We start from the raw sequence: 14,470 nt of genomic DNA on the forward strand, positions 1-14,470 counted from the left end.
GAAGCCACGTAATTACGGCTTCCCTGTTTTATTAATACGGATGCATTTATCTGACCCGGGCTCCAAAAAGCAGGCTGCCGATCCGGACCAGGGTGCTTCCTTCTTCTATGGCCATCTCGTAATCGCCGCTCATACCCATACTGAGAATGGTAAATGCCGGACCGCCAACCGGAGATGCTGCAACAGTATCGAACAATTGTTTCAATTTCCGGAACTCGCCACGCACTTTATTTTCATCATCGCTGAAGCTGGCCATTCCCATCAAGCCGGTGATCCGTATATGTTTCAATGCAGTCAGCTGTTCAGACTGCACAAGTTCCAGCAGTTCCCTTTCATCAAAACCGAATTTGGTATCTTCTTCTGCCACATGTACCTGCAACAGGCAATCGATAACGCGGTTATTCTTTTGTGCCTGTTTATTGATCTCCGTCAGCAGTTTGAAACTGTCTACACCCTGTATAAGATGTACGAACGGAGCGATGTATTTTACCTTGTTCCCCTGCAGGTGGCCGATAAAATGCCAGCGTATATCGTCCGGGAGTCTGGTTTGTTTATCTGCGAGTTCCTGCACATAGTTCTCACCAAAATCACGTTGCCCCAATTGATACATTTCAAGGATATCTTCAACCGGTTTGATCTTGCTCACTGCAACCAGGGCAACATTCTTTTTCTTCAGCCCAGCGGTAATGGAAAGGTATTGATCGGTATTAACAGCCATTATTGAGTTTTGCGCAAAGTTAAAGCCATTCTTTTTTGCAGCGCCAGGTATTCGAGAAGTAACAGGTTATTATAAGCAGGGCAATAATAATAGAATTTCCCTGCACCTGTACTCCCCAGCCATTTCTTCAAAGGATCGGGCAGCATGGAAGCCATATTGGCGATAAAAAAAGAAAAGGATTCATCTTCTACCAGCCGGTGAAATGAAGTGGTTATATGAGTCCAGGAGGTATCCGACTGTACACCCCAGCGGAGCAATGTGGTGCCGAGTAAAACCTGGTCGGCAAAATTTTTAGTATGTGCGAGGTAAGTTTTTGCTTCTGCGATCAGCTGCGGCCTGTATTTTTCAAGCGCAGGCAATGGTGCAGCCAACATCAGCCTCGAGATATGATAGAGGATAATGGGTATGCTTCCATAATGCGGCGATACATAACTCGGTGCTTCGGTATGTTTTTTATCTGCGATGATATTTGTGATCAGCTCAAGACTTGCAGAATCGGCAGCAGTCCAGCGGAGCCTGTAATGCTGCACCATATACAACACGTTCGATAATACGCAGATATCAAAGTCAACTGGCATTTTCTTTCCGAACCAGGTAGAATAAGCACCGATCTTCCGGTATTTGCTGAAAGTATTCTTAACCGGTCGTTTGCCGTTATTCGTGAATTCCTGCATAATATCATGCGCTTTTGCAGCTGCAGCGCTATCTGCCGCTGTGGCCATCAGTATGATACCGGTATCGTCCAGGTCATCCGGCAAAGCCTGGCTCCTGTTGAAAAGGTTTAACCAGCCGCCGTTGGGGAAAATGGCTGGCGTATCTGTAGGCCAGAAATTATAGGTAGGCCTGCCGGTCCTGTTCCTGAATTTACCGAAAGCAGGTAATGTGTTACCGATAATACGGGCTGCTGCTTCCTGCAAACCTGGTGAAAGATCTGCCTGTATCTCGCGGAGGGTAAAAGCGATGAGCCCCGTAAAGAATGGATTTACATCCGCTTTCTGGCGATCCTTATTCAAAGCGTATGTTCTGTAGGAAGGAAAAGATCCTGCCGGGAAAACACTGTTGTCTTTTACCTGCAGCTGTTCGATGCGTTGTAACAACTTCCGCATTACCAGGCTGTCGCCAGCGCGTAATTGTATAACGCATACCAGTAAACAGCTGCACACAATAACTTTCAACCAGGTCGGATACATGCTGCAATAATATAAAAAGAAACGCAGCAATACCGAATTGCTGCGTTTCCCTGATCCCGGATAAACCGGTATGATTATTTAAGAATGCTCCTGCTGATCACTATGCGCTGTACCTCGCTGGTACCTTCATAGATCTGTGTGATCTTTGCATCACGCATCAGGCGCTCTACATGGTATTCTTTTACAAAGCCATAGCCGCCGTGAATCTGAACGGCTTCGGTGGTTGTCCACATGGCTGTTTCACTTGCGAATACTTTAGCCATCGAGCTGCTCAGTGTATAATCCATTTTATGATCTTTCTCCCAGGCCGCCTTCAGGCACAGCAATCTTGCCGCTTCGATTCGCGTAGCCATATCCGCCAGTTTGAACTGTATGGCCTGGTGATGCATGATCTCTTTTCCGAAGGCCTTGCGCTGCTTGCTGTAAGCGAGTGCCAGCTCATATGCACCGCTCGCGATACCCAGTGCCTGGGATGCGATCCCGATACGACCGCCACTCAGTGTTTTCATCGCAAACGTGAATCCGAAACCGTCTGCGCCAATACGGTTTTCCTTCGGCACTTTTACGTCGTTGAAAAGAATGGTATGTGTATCACTGCCCCTGATACCGAGCTTGTTTTCTTTGGCTGCCACGGTAACACCGGCCCAGCTTTTTTCAACAATGAACGCATTGATACCGCGGCTCCCCTTGGAGGCATCGGTTTGCGCGATCACCAGGTAAACCGATGCAGAGGAACCATTGGTGATCCAGTTCTTGGTTCCGTTGAGCAGGTAATGATCACCCATATCCTCAGCAGTAGTACGCTGACTGGTAGCGTCGCTCCCTGCTTCGGGTTCGCTCAGTAAGAATGCGCCGATATAAAGTTCACCGTCTTTACGGCCCTGTGCCAGCGGTGTCAGGTATTTCAGTTTCTGTTCCTCAGATCCGAAAGTCTCAAGCCCCCAGCATACGAGGCTGTTGTTTACACTCATACAAACGCTTGTACTCGCATCAACTTTACTTATTTCCTCCATGGCCAGTACATAACTTACTGTATCCATGCCGGCACCGCCGTATGCAGGATCTACCATCATACCCATAAAGCCGAGTTCGGCCAGTTTCATCACCTGTTCGCGCGGAAACTGCTGTTTCTCATCACGTTCAATAACGCCGGGCAGACAATCGTTCTGCGCAAAATCACGCGCAGCTTTTTGTATCATCAGATGTTCTTCGCTCAATTGGAATTCCATAACCTTTTTTCGTTTAGCGTGCCAAAAATAAGGATTGTATCCAATTATCCTAACAATTGTTAGTTGTATAGGCAACTTTACCCGGCAATCTGATTACATATACTTTTTCTGCAGGTTGTACAATACACTTTTGTCGAGATCATTGATGCGTTTGGTGGTATCCTGCAGGAAGTGTCTTTTGAACGACTGGATGGCTGCGGTTGTATCTTTCACATCATAACCGATGATGCGCAAAGCCTGGATATGGTTGAATCCTGCAGGAACCGTGTCACGCACGTCGTCATACCATAAACCGAATCCTTTTTCCGCGAGCTTCTTCCACGGGAAGCGCCAGTTGGGGTCGTTTTTCCTGGTTGGTGCGATATCACCATGACCAATAAAGTTGGCCGCCGGAATACCGTATTCTTTTTTGAGACGACCCAGCAGACTGATCAGACTGTTGATCTGCAGGCTGTCGAAATATTCGAACCCATTATTATCGAGCTCGATACCGATAGAATTGGAGTTGATATCCGTAGATCCGCCCCATTTGCTGTTGCCGGCATGCCATGCACGCAGGTAGTCGTTGAGCATATGATGCAGGGTTCCGGTTCTGCAGATCACATAATGCGCACTCACGGCCGTCCTGGGAAGTGTAAACGTTTTAAGCGTCTGTTCACAGGAATTCTGCGCAGTATGGTGTATGATCACATAGTTCGGTTTACGCATACCGAAATTGGTAGTTCCAACCCAGTATGGCGGCAGCTTGGCCGAATCGGAAAAAGATTGCTCCACAGGCATTGCTCCAAGTGTTTTCGCATAGGCTTTTGCCTGTTTTTTGTACGACTTATTCGTTGTCGCATATGGATTACGCGAACAGGATATTACACCCGCAACAAGACCTGCAGCAAGCAGGCAATAGACAGTAAATTTCATCGATGGTATTTTTTAGCAGTGATCGTTACCGCAATCTACTAAAGATTCCATCATACCCGTTCTAAAATGCCGCATTAATCGGCAATCAATTTTTAATTATCGGCATTAAGCTGCAAAAGCAGGAAAGGATTCCACCCTTATCTTTGAAAAAAAAGCTATGTCGTTACAGCTGGGCAGAAATACATTCGGTGATGTTGCCAACAAAGGCAATGTACTCTCTAAAGAAGAAGCTTTCGCATTGTTCAATGAATGGGTGCTGAATCCTAAACTGAAGTTGCATATGCTGCAGGTAGGACATTTAATGAAATGCTGGGCCGCGGAAAAACAAGGCCTGGATGAAGCCGGTCAGTGGCGCTGGGAAATGGCCGGGTTATTACACGATGCCGACTGGGACCAGTGGCCCGACCTGCATTGCAAAAAGATCATAGAAGAACTTGAATCACGGAATGCAGACCCAGAGATCATCCGTGCCATTGCATCGCATGGTCACCTGCATTTTGGCGTGATCCCCGAAACGGATATGGATAAGATGCTGTATGCCTTTGATGAACTGTCGGGACTGATCCATGCTTATTCGCTCATGCGCCCCGGGGGTTATGAGGGCATGGATCTGAAGGGCGTGAAAAAACGCCTGAAGGAAAAATCATTTGCGGCCAATGTATCGCGTGAAGATATACAGGATGCCTGCGAGCGGGCCGGCATTGTACAGGACGACCTGATCCAGTTTATCATACCAAGACAGGCTACGGTTGCCGCGGTATAAAATAGAAATCGGGCTGTTCTCCGAAGAGCAGCCCGATTTCTTTATGTCAATATCTGTTATAAAGGTTCCTGCTGGCTTAAGCAATGGAAACTGCCGAGTCCCCAGATAATATCTGTTGAATCGATTCCCACTACTTCCCTGCTTTTGAAACAATCGGCAATAATACCGAGTGCTTTATCGTCTTTATCACAACGGAAAGTAGGTACAATCACATATTTGTTGCTGATATAAAAGTTAGCGTAAGAAGCAGGCAGGCGCTGGTCTTCATAGATCACGGCATCCGGCATCGGTAGCTCGGCAATGTTCAGCTGGCGGCCATTGATCAGGCGCATTTGCTGCAGCTGTTTCAGATTGGTCTGCAGCAGTTCATAATTCTCATCCGCCTTATTCTCTTCTACAACAGTAAGCACAGTATCCTCATTCACGAAACGGACCGTATCGTCGATATGGCCGTCGGTGTCATCACCCACAATACCATCATCCACCCATAATACCTGCTCCATACCATAGAAATCGCAGAGGTATTGTTCGATCTGATGCTTGCCCAGATGCGGATTCCTGTTCGGGTTCAGCAGGCAGGATGCGGAAGTAAGAACAGTGCCGGCACCATTGAATTCAACAGAACCACCTTCCATGATTATACCCGGTTCTATTACAGGAAGGTTAAAATGTTTACCGATCAGCGTCGGGATCACATCATCCAGGTCGTACGGCGGGTACTTGTTCCCCCATGCGTTATAATTCCAGTCAACAATTATTTTGCGCGGTTCAACTGCGGCATCGCGGTTCAGCAGGAACGCAGGCCCATGATCTCTGCACCAGGCATCATTGGTCGGATGGAGGAAAAACTGCACTTTATCCATATCAACACCGGCGTTAACCAGGTGTCCGGCGGCTTTTTCGCGCATAGCTTCATCCGCTACATTGATACGCACCAGTTCGCTCTGTGCCAGGTATTTGACAAACAGGCTGTATGCGGGGTAGATCGTTTCCAGTTTACCCGGCCAGCTCGCTTCTTTATGCGGCCAGCTGAGCCATGTAGCTGCATGCTGTTCAAATTCGGCTGGAAAATAATAGCCGAGTTCTTTGGGTGATTTCAAGCGGTTGTAGTTTTATGGTTAGTGCTGTTGCAAAACTTAGTCTTCGTCTATAAAACGTTTCGTGATCTGCTGGTACGAATCGATACGCCTGTCGCGCATGAACGGCCAGTGTGTACGGTAACGTTCAGTCTTCTCCGTATCGATCTCAATCACAGCTACCTCTTCCTGATCGTGCGATGCTTTGTATAACAGGCTTCCGAAAGGATTGCTCACGAAAGAACCGCCCCAGAATTTCATGGCGCCGTTCTGCTCCAGTCCTACCCTGTTCACACTTACCACGTGTACGCCATTCGCTACGGCATGACTGCGCTGAATGGTCTGCCATGCATTATATTGTTCTTCATTGGTCTCTTCGTCCTGCGATGTTGCCCAGCCGATGGCAGTCGGATAGAACAGGATCTCAGCTCCCATCAGCGCGGTGATCCTCGATGCTTCAGGATACCACTGGTCCCAGCAGATCAATACACCAAGTGTTGCGAATTTGGTTTTAAAAACCTTGTAGCCCAGGTCGCCCGGTGTGAAATAGAATTTCTCATAATAAGCCGGATCATCCGGTATATGCATTTTGCGGTATTTGCCGAGGTAAGTTCCGTCGGCATCCAGCACTGCTGTTGTATTGTGATATAATCCCTGGGTGCGCTTCTCGAACAGCGATGCAATGATCACCACGTTCAGTTCGGCTGCCACTTTGCTCAGTGCATCTGTTGATACACCGGGAATGGCTTCAGCCAGTTTGAAGTTTTCATAATCTTCCACATCGCAGAAATACAGCGAAGTGAATAATTCCTGCAGGCAAACGATCTGTGCGCCGCCGGCAGCTGCTTCACGTATTTTAAGGATCGCCTTATCGAGGTTTTCCTGTTTGTTAGCCGTGCAGCTCATCTGCACAAGTCCTATTTTTACTTTTGTCATATACTTGTTTTTCTGATCAGGTGGTTTGTTGAATAATGGCGTCAAAACTGTTAATGCCGATGATCTTCTCCGTAATGTACCCCTCTGCAAATTGCACGCCGATCCTTTTTCCCAGCATCATCGCCCTTGCTTTCACTGTTTCCAGGAACTGGGGTGAAGAGATATAGGTTTGCGGCTCGTCGGTACCCGGACTGTTGAACTGAGTGGTATAAGCCAGCACAGCTTTTATTTTCTGATCCATATAGGCCGAAATATCCACCACAAAAGAAGGCTGGATAAAACGATCCTGTATATAATGGAACACATATTTGGGTCTCCAGGCTTCCTGTGCCGTTCCGTTACTGAAAGTTTCTATTTTGCGCAGGCCTGACAGAAATGCCGCATCTGCAACAAGCTTGGCGCTGCGGCCGTGATCCGGATGTCTGTCTTCCGGTGCATTGGCAAGAATGATCTCCGGTTTGTATTTACGGATCACTTCAATAACCATGCGCTGGTGTTTTTCATCATTCTGAAAAAATCCATCCGCCATGCCCAGGTTTTCACGTACATCAATCCCCATGATCGCCGCAGCAGCAGCTGCTTCCGCTTTCCGGGTATCAGGAGTTCCCCTTGTTCCCAACTCGCCGCGGGTCAGATCCACAATCCCCACTTTCTTGCCTTCTGCTATTGCCGCCAGCAGTGTTCCTGCGCAACCCAGCTCAATATCGTCCGGGTGTACGCCAAATGCCAGTATATCCAGTTTCATGATCTTCGTTTAGTGGGCGCAAAGGTACAACTTAGCTATTATTTGTATGTTAAAACAAGAAGGCCGCTCACCTGCTGAGAATAACAGGAGAACGGCCGTAAACATGGGAGTTACGCTCTTAATAATAATGATACCTGATAAGGCTCTCGTAAGGCTGGCCGAGTATGGTATAGCGCTCTTTCTTTTCAACCGGCATAAAACCGGTATTGAACTGGTAAGTATATTGCCATTCAACGGAAGTACCGTTACTGGTAACTGTTCGTTTCCCGGGATTATTTTTCGTCAGTCTCTGGAAGCCCAGGTAGAGATAATGACCAATGCTGTCTATATTGTTCCCCTGGTCATAATTATCATATGTGATCACAACATCCGGATCGTACCGCTGACCGGTCCACTTGCTGATCTCTTCCCGGTCGAGGTTTCCGTCTGTGCGGTAATGATATACTGTTTGTGTTCCATAGGTGAAGGCCTGACCAGAAGGGTCAATACTCTCCATCGTTTCAGCAATATGCAGCCGCCCCTGTGCATCATAATCATACAGTACATAGTCCAGCTTTATTCCGGCCTGGTTGAAATGGGATACCACCATAGGCTTGGGCTGCCCCATATACTGGTAAACCAGCCTGGCTCCATTGTTCTGCAATACCTGTTTAACAGTTCCGTTGGCGTTGTATTCAATATCGTATGCCGGTTCCGGAGACGGATTCGTACTGAATCTTTTAATGCGTATGATCTGGCCACCCGCATTATAATAAAGAGAATCATAATACACGGCGCTATGATCTATACGCGCCACCCTTGTACCCTGCGAATCCGCAGGAACCGGGGCTGGGTTATTATTCTTGCTGCAGCCTGCAAGCAGCAGCATCACCACTGCCAGCGGCCAATTGGTAACTAATCGTTTCATGGGAATTATTTTGGTTAATGACAGGTTATCATCACAACAACTCTGTGATCAGTAATAAAAATACTTTGTGATCTCCTCGTAAGGCTGGCCCTGCGAAGTGTACGTATGCTTCTTTTCAACCGGCATGAAGCTGGTGTTGAACTGATAGGTATAATTATGCTGTGTTGAAACACCGTTAAAGGTAACAGTGCGTTTCCCCGGGTTGTTTTTCATAAAACTGTAAAAGCCCAGGTACAGGTAGTTGCTGATGCTGTCTGCATTTTTATTCTGATCATAATTATCGTAGGTGACCACAAAGTCGGGATTATACTGCTGCCCGTTCCACATGAAAACCTCTTCCCTTTCCAGGTTGCCGTCTGGCCGGTAGTGATAGCTCCGCTGTGATACATAGGTATCTACCTGACCTGCCGGCCCCTGCGATTCTACCGTTTCTGCCAGCACCAGTCTGCCGTTGGCATCATAATCATATATAACATAATCCAGCTTTATCCCGGTAGGATTGTAATGCGATACAGTAACCGGCCGCAATCCGCCCATATATTGGTAAACGTATTTCTGGCCATTATCCTGCAACACCTGTTTTACCGTTTTGTTCGGGTTGTATTCGATATCGAAAATCTGCGGAATGCTCTGCGGATGTTTGCTGAAAGTTTTAATGCGAACCACTTGTCCGTTATTGTTGTAGAAAATAGAATCGGAATTCCAGGCATCATGATCGATCCGGGATATTTTGCCGGCGAGTGGTTCAACGGGCATGGGTACAGGCTGGTTATTCTTGCCGCAGCCAGCCAGCACCAATACGATCAGTGCAGCCGGCCATTTTGTAAAAAATCTTTTCATCGGGTGTTATTTTAGATGTTGACACATTCTTACCCGAAAACAGCATTAACCCGCATCACATGTTCATGTGATATTTACAAAAAAGCAAAAAAAATCCCCCCAACTGGAAGATGGGGGGATGTGATATGTTTACCGTAAGAAGAATTACTTCTTCGCGTAACGTTTCTTGAATTTGTCGATACGACCTGCAGTATCTACCAGTACATTTTTACCAGTGTAGAAAGGGTGCGAAGTGTTAGAGATCTCAAGTTTGATTACCGGGTACTCGTTACCGTCTTCCCAGGTAATTGTTTCTTTGCTTGCTGCAGTAGAGCGGCAGAGAAATGACTCACCATTACTCATGTCCTTGAACACAACAAAACGATAATTTTCCGGATGGATACCTTGTTTCATATATTTGATTTTAGGTGGTACGGATTTGGCCGTACGATTATTTAAAGGGATGGCAAAGTTACAGGGTTGCAGAATAGATTCCAAATCAAATCAAACCAAACTGCAATACATTATAAATCAGCCTGTTACTTAACTCTTCATGTTCACAAACTGTAACGGTATACCCAGATTGGCCGATTTGCATTTTGCGATCACATCCTGCAAATCGTCAATTTTCTTGGCAGTAACCCGGACAATATCGTCCATAATAGCTGCCTGTACTTTCAATCCGCTGTCTTTGATCAGCTTCACTATTTTCTTGGCATCATCCTGCTGGAGTCCGTTTCTTACGGGCACTTCTTTTTTCAGCAGTTTACCGCTCGGGTAAGCATCTTTCTCAAAATTGAAGGCATTACCGTCAATTCCCTGCTTCATAGACCTGCTGATCAGGATATCGATCAGCTGTTTCATCTGCATATCGCTCTCCACTTCCAGCGAAACCACGAAATCTTTTTTATTCAGTTCCGCAGAAACATGCGAACCACGAAAATCGTAACGGCCGCTGACCTCCTTTGTTACCGTATTGATGGCATTATCGAGCGTTTGCAGATCTACCTTGCTGGCAATATCGAATGATGGCATAATGTAAAATTTTAGGTAAAGATAAAAAAGGCCGGGCATTAAAAAGGCCCCGATAGAAATCGGGGCCGCCGTCTATATAATGCACATGAGAAAAAAACAATTTGATGGCGCTAAAATCAGCTTATTAAATCATATTCACGCCTCAAAGATGATGAACGGGTAATTCCTGTTTTTAATGGAGCCAGTATCGGCAAAATCCTGCATTCGCCGACTAACATATGTTAGTTTCCTCCGCCCCCAGACACCCTGCTCTGCTCCTCAACAGAAGTATTCTTTTTTCTTGGCTGCGTGATCTTTCCTTTTCCGAAGCGGTAAGTAAAGTTCAGCGTAACCACGCGGCTATCCCTGATCTGCCTCAGCGTGAGGTCTACATTCTGGTACCTGCTGTAACCGCTGAACTTCTGTGTATACAACGCATCGCGTACGATCAGCTTCAGCGAACCTTTGTTTTTCAGCACCTGCTTGCTTACCGCAACATTCACTGCGCCCATTTCATTCGCTACCAGTACGCCTTCCACAGACCTTGACCTGTAGAATCCGCTGATCTCACCACCCCAGCCTTTGCTGAAGGTGAACATATTCTGCATGTTCGCCACAAAATTAGATCCGTCTACTTCAACCTGTCCGCCATTTACAAGCCCTTTGAACTTGTTATAGTTTCCATTCATGTACAGGTTTGTTCTCCACCATTTCGTTACCGGGAAACCTGCGCTCACCGATATACCGAAATTCTGGCGCTTCGCGATGTTGCTCTTTTTTACATAGGTAGTAGTTGTACTGTCTACCTGCTCAAAGACATCCTGAATGATATCATTCGTTGCACTATAGTTTAAAGAAGTATTCAGAAAACCGTTAAAACTGTGACTCAGTTCTATATTATGACTGAATTGCGGGTTCAGGTATGGATTGCCCACCTGGTAAGTGTATTTGTCTAGGAAATACATGAACGGATTCAGATCCTGGTAATTCGGTCTGTCGATCCTTCTGCCATAGCTGATGGCAAACTGGTTCTTTTCGTTCAGTGTATAACCTATGTAAAGTGTAGGGAACACCTGTGTATAATCTCTTTTGAAAGTCTGACCGGTAGTCAGCTGGTTGCCTTTGATATTGGTATTCTCCGTACGCAATCCGAGTTGCGCTGCCCATTTTTTGTTCAGCTGTTTGCCAAAGTTGATATACCCTGCGTTGATGTTTTCCTTGTAGAGAAAATGGTTGCTGCGGATCACATCTGTAACATACTGACTGCCGTTCCAGTTGGCATAACCTGCATCGTTATCGGTTTCCACATAACTGCTTTTTACACCGGCTTCAAATTTCACATCACCTTTCAGCTTGGTGGAAAAATCAACTTTACCACTGTAAATGCTGATGGATGAAGGGATCAGTCCGCGCAGCAGCTCATCATTTGCTTTGGGCAAACCTGCATTGTCGAAGAACGAACTGTTCAGGTACTGTGTATTCAGGTTGGAATAATGTACATAGTCAGCATCTGCAGTAAGCTCCGTACCGGCACTGTCGAACACATGACGCAGGTTGAAGTTCAGGCCCAGGTTCTTGAAATCGAGGTGAACGTTATTGGTAGATTGTGTGCGTGTTACCAGCATCCCGTTGTTATCATTGATCAGCGTGGTATTGCGTGTAAATTCGCTGCCTTTGTTGATGAAGCCGTTTACCACTACACCCAGTGTTGTTTTCTGGTTCATATAATAATCAACGCCTGCTTTATAGTTGTAGCTACTGAACTCCCTGTCGTTGCGCGCGGCCTGGTCGAAATTGGAAAGAATATTTCCTGTAGCGGCATCCCTGAAATTACGTTTGATGGAAAGTTCACCAAATCCTTTATTATAGTTCTGGCTGCCGTTACCAAAGAAATTGAATTTACCGTTACGATAGTTCAGGTTGAGACTGTTGGTCGCTTTTGCATAAACACCCTGGCCGTAGCCCGTATTCACGCTTCCGTTGAAGCCCTGGATCTTGTTTTTCTTGATTTTGATATTGATCACACCGGAATTACCGGAAGCATCGAATTTTGCAGGCGGGTTAGTCATGATCTCGATCTGCTCGAGGTTATTGCCAGGCATGGATTTCAGCATATTGGCCAGGTCCTGACCACTGAGGTAGGTTGGTTTTCCATCCATCATAACCATCACGCCCTGTTTGCCTTTCAGGCTGATGTTACCATCTTTGTCTACAGAGATTCCCGGTGATTTTTCCAGGATATCCAGGATACTGGCAGAGGCATTGGTTGGAGAAGCATCCACATTGATAACGGTCTTATCCAGTTTCTGCTCTATGAAAGGTTTTTTAGAAGTAACCGTTACCGACTGCAGGTCTTTTTCAGCAGCTTTCAGCTGTACTTCCGGGGCTGTATAGGAAGTGCTGCCGGCAGCCAGTTCAAAACTGCCGCTGTATTGTTTTGCATAACCTACTGCCTGTACCACCAGCAGGTATTTTCCCGGATTAACATTTTCCACTTTATACAGGCCGGCTTTATCGCTCACTGCCATTTTAACTACGGCAGAGTCTTTGGCGCGCAATAAACCGACAGATGCAGCTTCTACTGGTTTTTGTGCAGCGCTGACACTGCCGGTCACAAGTGTACCTGCTTTCTGTGCCAGTGCAGCGAGTGAACTGAAGGCAGCCACCGTAAGCAGGGTAATCATCTTATTCATAAAATTGGTTTTTATTTAGTTCTCGTTGTTGCTAATTACAGAACAAAACTATGTACTGTGTTTTGCATAGTACATAGTTTTCCAATGAACGGTAGATTACAAGGATGAGTGGCGGGGAAGTTGGGGGGCGGAGGTGAGGGCGAAGTGAGGGCGAAGAAAAGAAGGCCCATTAAATAATTGAAAATCAATTATTTAATGGGCCTTCCGTATGCTTTTATGGAGAAGTTACTTTAGTGCCGGGGTTTGTTTGCCGAACCAGTCTTTGGCTTTTACAAGCAATAAAACGCCACCAATTACCATGATCAGAGAGATCAGTTCGGCTTGGGTGGGTTGAAAAGGAAGACCTTCGTAATGTGTGTTTACCCGGATTTTTTCAATGAAGAATCGTTCCACACCGTTCAGAATCAGGTATAAACCGGAAATCTGACCGGCAATTTTCATCCTTTTGCGGAAATACCATAACACGAAGAACAGTATAAAGCAGGCAATTATTTCATATAAGGGAGTGGGATAAACCGGCGGAACAAGCTGGTTGCAATAAGGACCAGTACAACCCGGAATAGGTTGCCCGTCCCCTACTACATTATGCGGGTAATGATAAGCCCACATCCAGTCGGGCAGCCAGCTGAATGGTTTAGGTCTGAGGTTAACGATACCCCAGTCGCCATCACCGCTTACCTGGCAACCGATACGGCCTGCCGCATATGCGAACATCATGGTTGGTGCCATTGCATCGCAAAGATGGATCACGCTGATCCTGTGTTTTCTGGCATACCAGATAATAGCAATACCTGCACAGATCAAGCCGCCATAAAAGGTAAGGCCGCTGAAAGACACCAGTGACCCCACGGGATCCTTTACAAAGTCATTCCAGTTTTCGAGGTTGTGAAAGATCTTGGCACCCAGAAAACCGAAAGCTGCAGCATAGATCACAAAATCGCCCACGCGATCGTGCGGCCAGATCCGGATCACTCTTTTTTCCGGTTTTTCAAGCTTCTGGCGGTTTTTCTCGCGCCATTTCAGAAATGCGGAAATGCCACCCAGTAAAAGGCCGAAAGGCAGGCTGCCACGGCCTGATAATATAAATGCCTGCGGATCGTTCAGTGCATCATCGATAAAAAATGCACCAATAATCTTGAACCCGAATATAAACCCAAGCAGGAAATTGGTCAGCAGCTCACTGAAACCAGCAGGTTTGCCGATCACAATATCTTCTTCCGTATAAGAGAACTGGCCGAGGTTTTCCTTACGCCTTAATTCCAGGGTAAGCACCCATGCTGATGCAATAAAGGCAAGGGCTACAAAGAAACCGAATGTATTAACGAGTCTGAGTCCCGGGAGATCAATTCCGAACAGATCTTTAAACGCATAATATAGGTTAGGGTACATCTTGGCCGCGAAATAAATGTTTATCAATACTGCAACAACTTACTGTGCAATGATAATCAGAAAATATGAGACTCTA

At 46.4% G+C, this 14,470-nt stretch carries 14 protein-coding genes; 1 reads left to right on the forward strand and 13 read right to left on the reverse strand.

Translation table 11 applies throughout. The features are described 5' to 3' along the window. Nucleotides 1-46: 46 nt before the first annotated feature. From B5D42_RS14945 to B5D42_RS14960, 4 genes are all read right to left on the reverse strand, one after another. Entirely contained in the window at nt 47-718 is a 672-nt protein-coding gene (locus B5D42_RS14945; RefSeq protein WP_078832329.1) for a YggS family pyridoxal phosphate-dependent enzyme, read from the reverse strand. After that, nucleotides 718-1,908, reverse strand: coding sequence for a hypothetical protein (locus tag B5D42_RS14950; protein WP_078832330.1), 1,191 nt, complete (start codon nt 1,906-1,908; stop codon nt 718-720). Before B5D42_RS14950 ends, B5D42_RS14945 begins: the two co-directional genes overlap by 1 nt. Before the next feature lie 74 nt (nt 1,909-1,982). After that, the gene (locus B5D42_RS14955; protein ID WP_078832331.1) at nt 1,983-3,137 is read right to left on the reverse strand and encodes an acyl-CoA dehydrogenase family protein; all 1,155 of its coding nucleotides are present in this window, start codon (nt 3,135-3,137) and stop codon (nt 1,983-1,985) included. Between the two features lie 93 nt (nt 3,138-3,230). Then, nucleotides 3,231-4,052: an N-acetylmuramoyl-L-alanine amidase gene (locus B5D42_RS14960; protein ID WP_078832332.1), complete on the reverse strand. Its 822-nt coding sequence runs from the start codon at nt 4,050-4,052 to the stop codon at nt 3,231-3,233. A gap of 157 nt (nt 4,053-4,209) precedes the next feature. Between B5D42_RS14960 and B5D42_RS14965 the strand changes: the two genes are divergently transcribed. Next, nucleotides 4,210-4,815, forward strand: coding sequence for a hydrolase (locus tag B5D42_RS14965; protein ID WP_078832333.1), 606 nt, complete (start codon nt 4,210-4,212; stop codon nt 4,813-4,815). A 56-nt stretch (nt 4,816-4,871) separates the two neighbouring features. On the opposite strand, the gene B5D42_RS14970 is transcribed toward B5D42_RS14965, so the two are convergent. The 9 genes from B5D42_RS14970 to B5D42_RS15010 all read right to left on the reverse strand — a co-directional run bounded on the left by B5D42_RS14970 (nt 4,872) and on the right by B5D42_RS15010 (nt 14,394). Beyond that, nucleotides 4,872-5,915 (reverse strand): agmatine deiminase family protein, encoded by a 1,044-nt coding sequence (locus B5D42_RS14970; RefSeq protein WP_078832334.1) that lies wholly within the window; start codon nt 5,913-5,915, stop codon nt 4,872-4,874. A gap of 36 nt (nt 5,916-5,951) precedes the next feature. Beyond that, nucleotides 5,952-6,827, reverse strand: a complete 876-nt coding sequence (locus tag B5D42_RS14975; protein ID WP_078832388.1) for a carbon-nitrogen hydrolase — start codon at nt 6,825-6,827, stop codon at nt 5,952-5,954. Between the two features lie 16 nt (nt 6,828-6,843). Continuing rightward, nucleotides 6,844-7,572: a bacillithiol biosynthesis deacetylase BshB1 gene (bshB1, locus tag B5D42_RS14980; RefSeq protein ID WP_078832335.1), complete on the reverse strand. Its 729-nt coding sequence runs from the start codon at nt 7,570-7,572 to the stop codon at nt 6,844-6,846. Nucleotides 7,573-7,690: 118 nt separating this feature from the next. Beyond that, on the reverse strand, nt 7,691-8,479 hold the full coding sequence (locus tag B5D42_RS14985; RefSeq protein WP_078832336.1) for a hypothetical protein: 789 nt from the start codon (nt 8,477-8,479) through the stop codon (nt 7,691-7,693). A gap of 48 nt (nt 8,480-8,527) precedes the next feature. Next, on the reverse strand, nt 8,528-9,319 hold the full coding sequence (locus B5D42_RS14990; protein ID WP_078832337.1) for a hypothetical protein: 792 nt from the start codon (nt 9,317-9,319) through the stop codon (nt 8,528-8,530). 144 nt (nt 9,320-9,463) lie between these two features. Beyond that, on the reverse strand, nt 9,464-9,712 hold the full coding sequence (locus B5D42_RS14995; RefSeq protein ID WP_078832389.1) for a type B 50S ribosomal protein L31: 249 nt from the start codon (nt 9,710-9,712) through the stop codon (nt 9,464-9,466). A gap of 129 nt (nt 9,713-9,841) precedes the next feature. Then, nucleotides 9,842-10,333 carry a YajQ family cyclic di-GMP-binding protein gene (locus B5D42_RS15000; RefSeq protein WP_078832390.1) on the reverse strand — a complete coding sequence of 164 codons (492 nt, stop codon included), beginning with the start codon at nt 10,331-10,333 and terminating at the stop codon, nt 9,842-9,844. Nucleotides 10,334-10,554: 221 nt separating this feature from the next. Beyond that, nucleotides 10,555-13,005, reverse strand: a complete 2,451-nt coding sequence (locus B5D42_RS15005) for a TonB-dependent receptor (RefSeq protein WP_078832338.1) — start codon at nt 13,003-13,005, stop codon at nt 10,555-10,557. Nucleotides 13,006-13,230: 225 nt separating this feature from the next. Then, a complete protein-coding gene (locus tag B5D42_RS15010; RefSeq protein WP_078832339.1) occupies nt 13,231-14,394 on the reverse strand; it encodes a prolipoprotein diacylglyceryl transferase in 1,164 nt (387 codons plus the stop codon). Nucleotides 14,395-14,470: the final 76 nt, after the last annotated feature.

The sequence above is a fragment of the Sediminibacterium ginsengisoli genome (genome assembly GCF_900167075.1).
Lineage (GTDB): Bacteria > Bacteroidota > Bacteroidia > Chitinophagales > Chitinophagaceae > Sediminibacterium > Sediminibacterium ginsengisoli.

Bases quoted from the DNA above. Each gene is read 5' to 3' on its own strand.
- B5D42_RS14945 (WP_078832329.1), bottom strand. From the start codon at position 718: ATGGCTGTTAATACCGATCAATACCTTTCCATTACCGCTGGGCTGAAG.
- B5D42_RS14950 (WP_078832330.1), bottom strand. From the start codon at position 1,908: ATGTATCCGACCTGGTTGAAAGTTATTGTGTGCAGCTGTTTACTGGTA.
- B5D42_RS14955 (WP_078832331.1), bottom strand. From the start codon at position 3,137: ATGGAATTCCAATTGAGCGAAGAACATCTGATGATACAAAAAGCTGCG.
- B5D42_RS14960 (WP_078832332.1), bottom strand. From the start codon at position 4,052: ATGAAATTTACTGTCTATTGCCTGCTTGCTGCAGGTCTTGTTGCGGGT.
- B5D42_RS14965 (WP_078832333.1), top strand. From the start codon at position 4,210: ATGTCGTTACAGCTGGGCAGAAATACATTCGGTGATGTTGCCAACAAA.
- B5D42_RS14975 (WP_078832388.1), bottom strand. From the start codon at position 6,827: ATGACAAAAGTAAAAATAGGACTTGTGCAGATGAGCTGCACGGCTAAC.
- bshB1 (WP_078832335.1), bottom strand. From the start codon at position 7,572: ATGAAACTGGATATACTGGCATTTGGCGTACACCCGGACGATATTGAG.
- B5D42_RS14985 (WP_078832336.1), bottom strand. From the start codon at position 8,479: ATGAAACGATTAGTTACCAATTGGCCGCTGGCAGTGGTGATGCTGCTG.
- B5D42_RS14990 (WP_078832337.1), bottom strand. From the start codon at position 9,319: ATGAAAAGATTTTTTACAAAATGGCCGGCTGCACTGATCGTATTGGTG.
- B5D42_RS14995 (WP_078832389.1), bottom strand. From the start codon at position 9,712: ATGAAACAAGGTATCCATCCGGAAAATTATCGTTTTGTTGTGTTCAAG.
- B5D42_RS15000 (WP_078832390.1), bottom strand. From the start codon at position 10,333: ATGCCATCATTCGATATTGCCAGCAAGGTAGATCTGCAAACGCTCGAT.
- B5D42_RS15005 (WP_078832338.1), bottom strand. From the start codon at position 13,005: ATGAATAAGATGATTACCCTGCTTACGGTGGCTGCCTTCAGTTCACTC.
- B5D42_RS15010 (WP_078832339.1), bottom strand. From the start codon at position 14,394: ATGTACCCTAACCTATATTATGCGTTTAAAGATCTGTTCGGAATTGAT.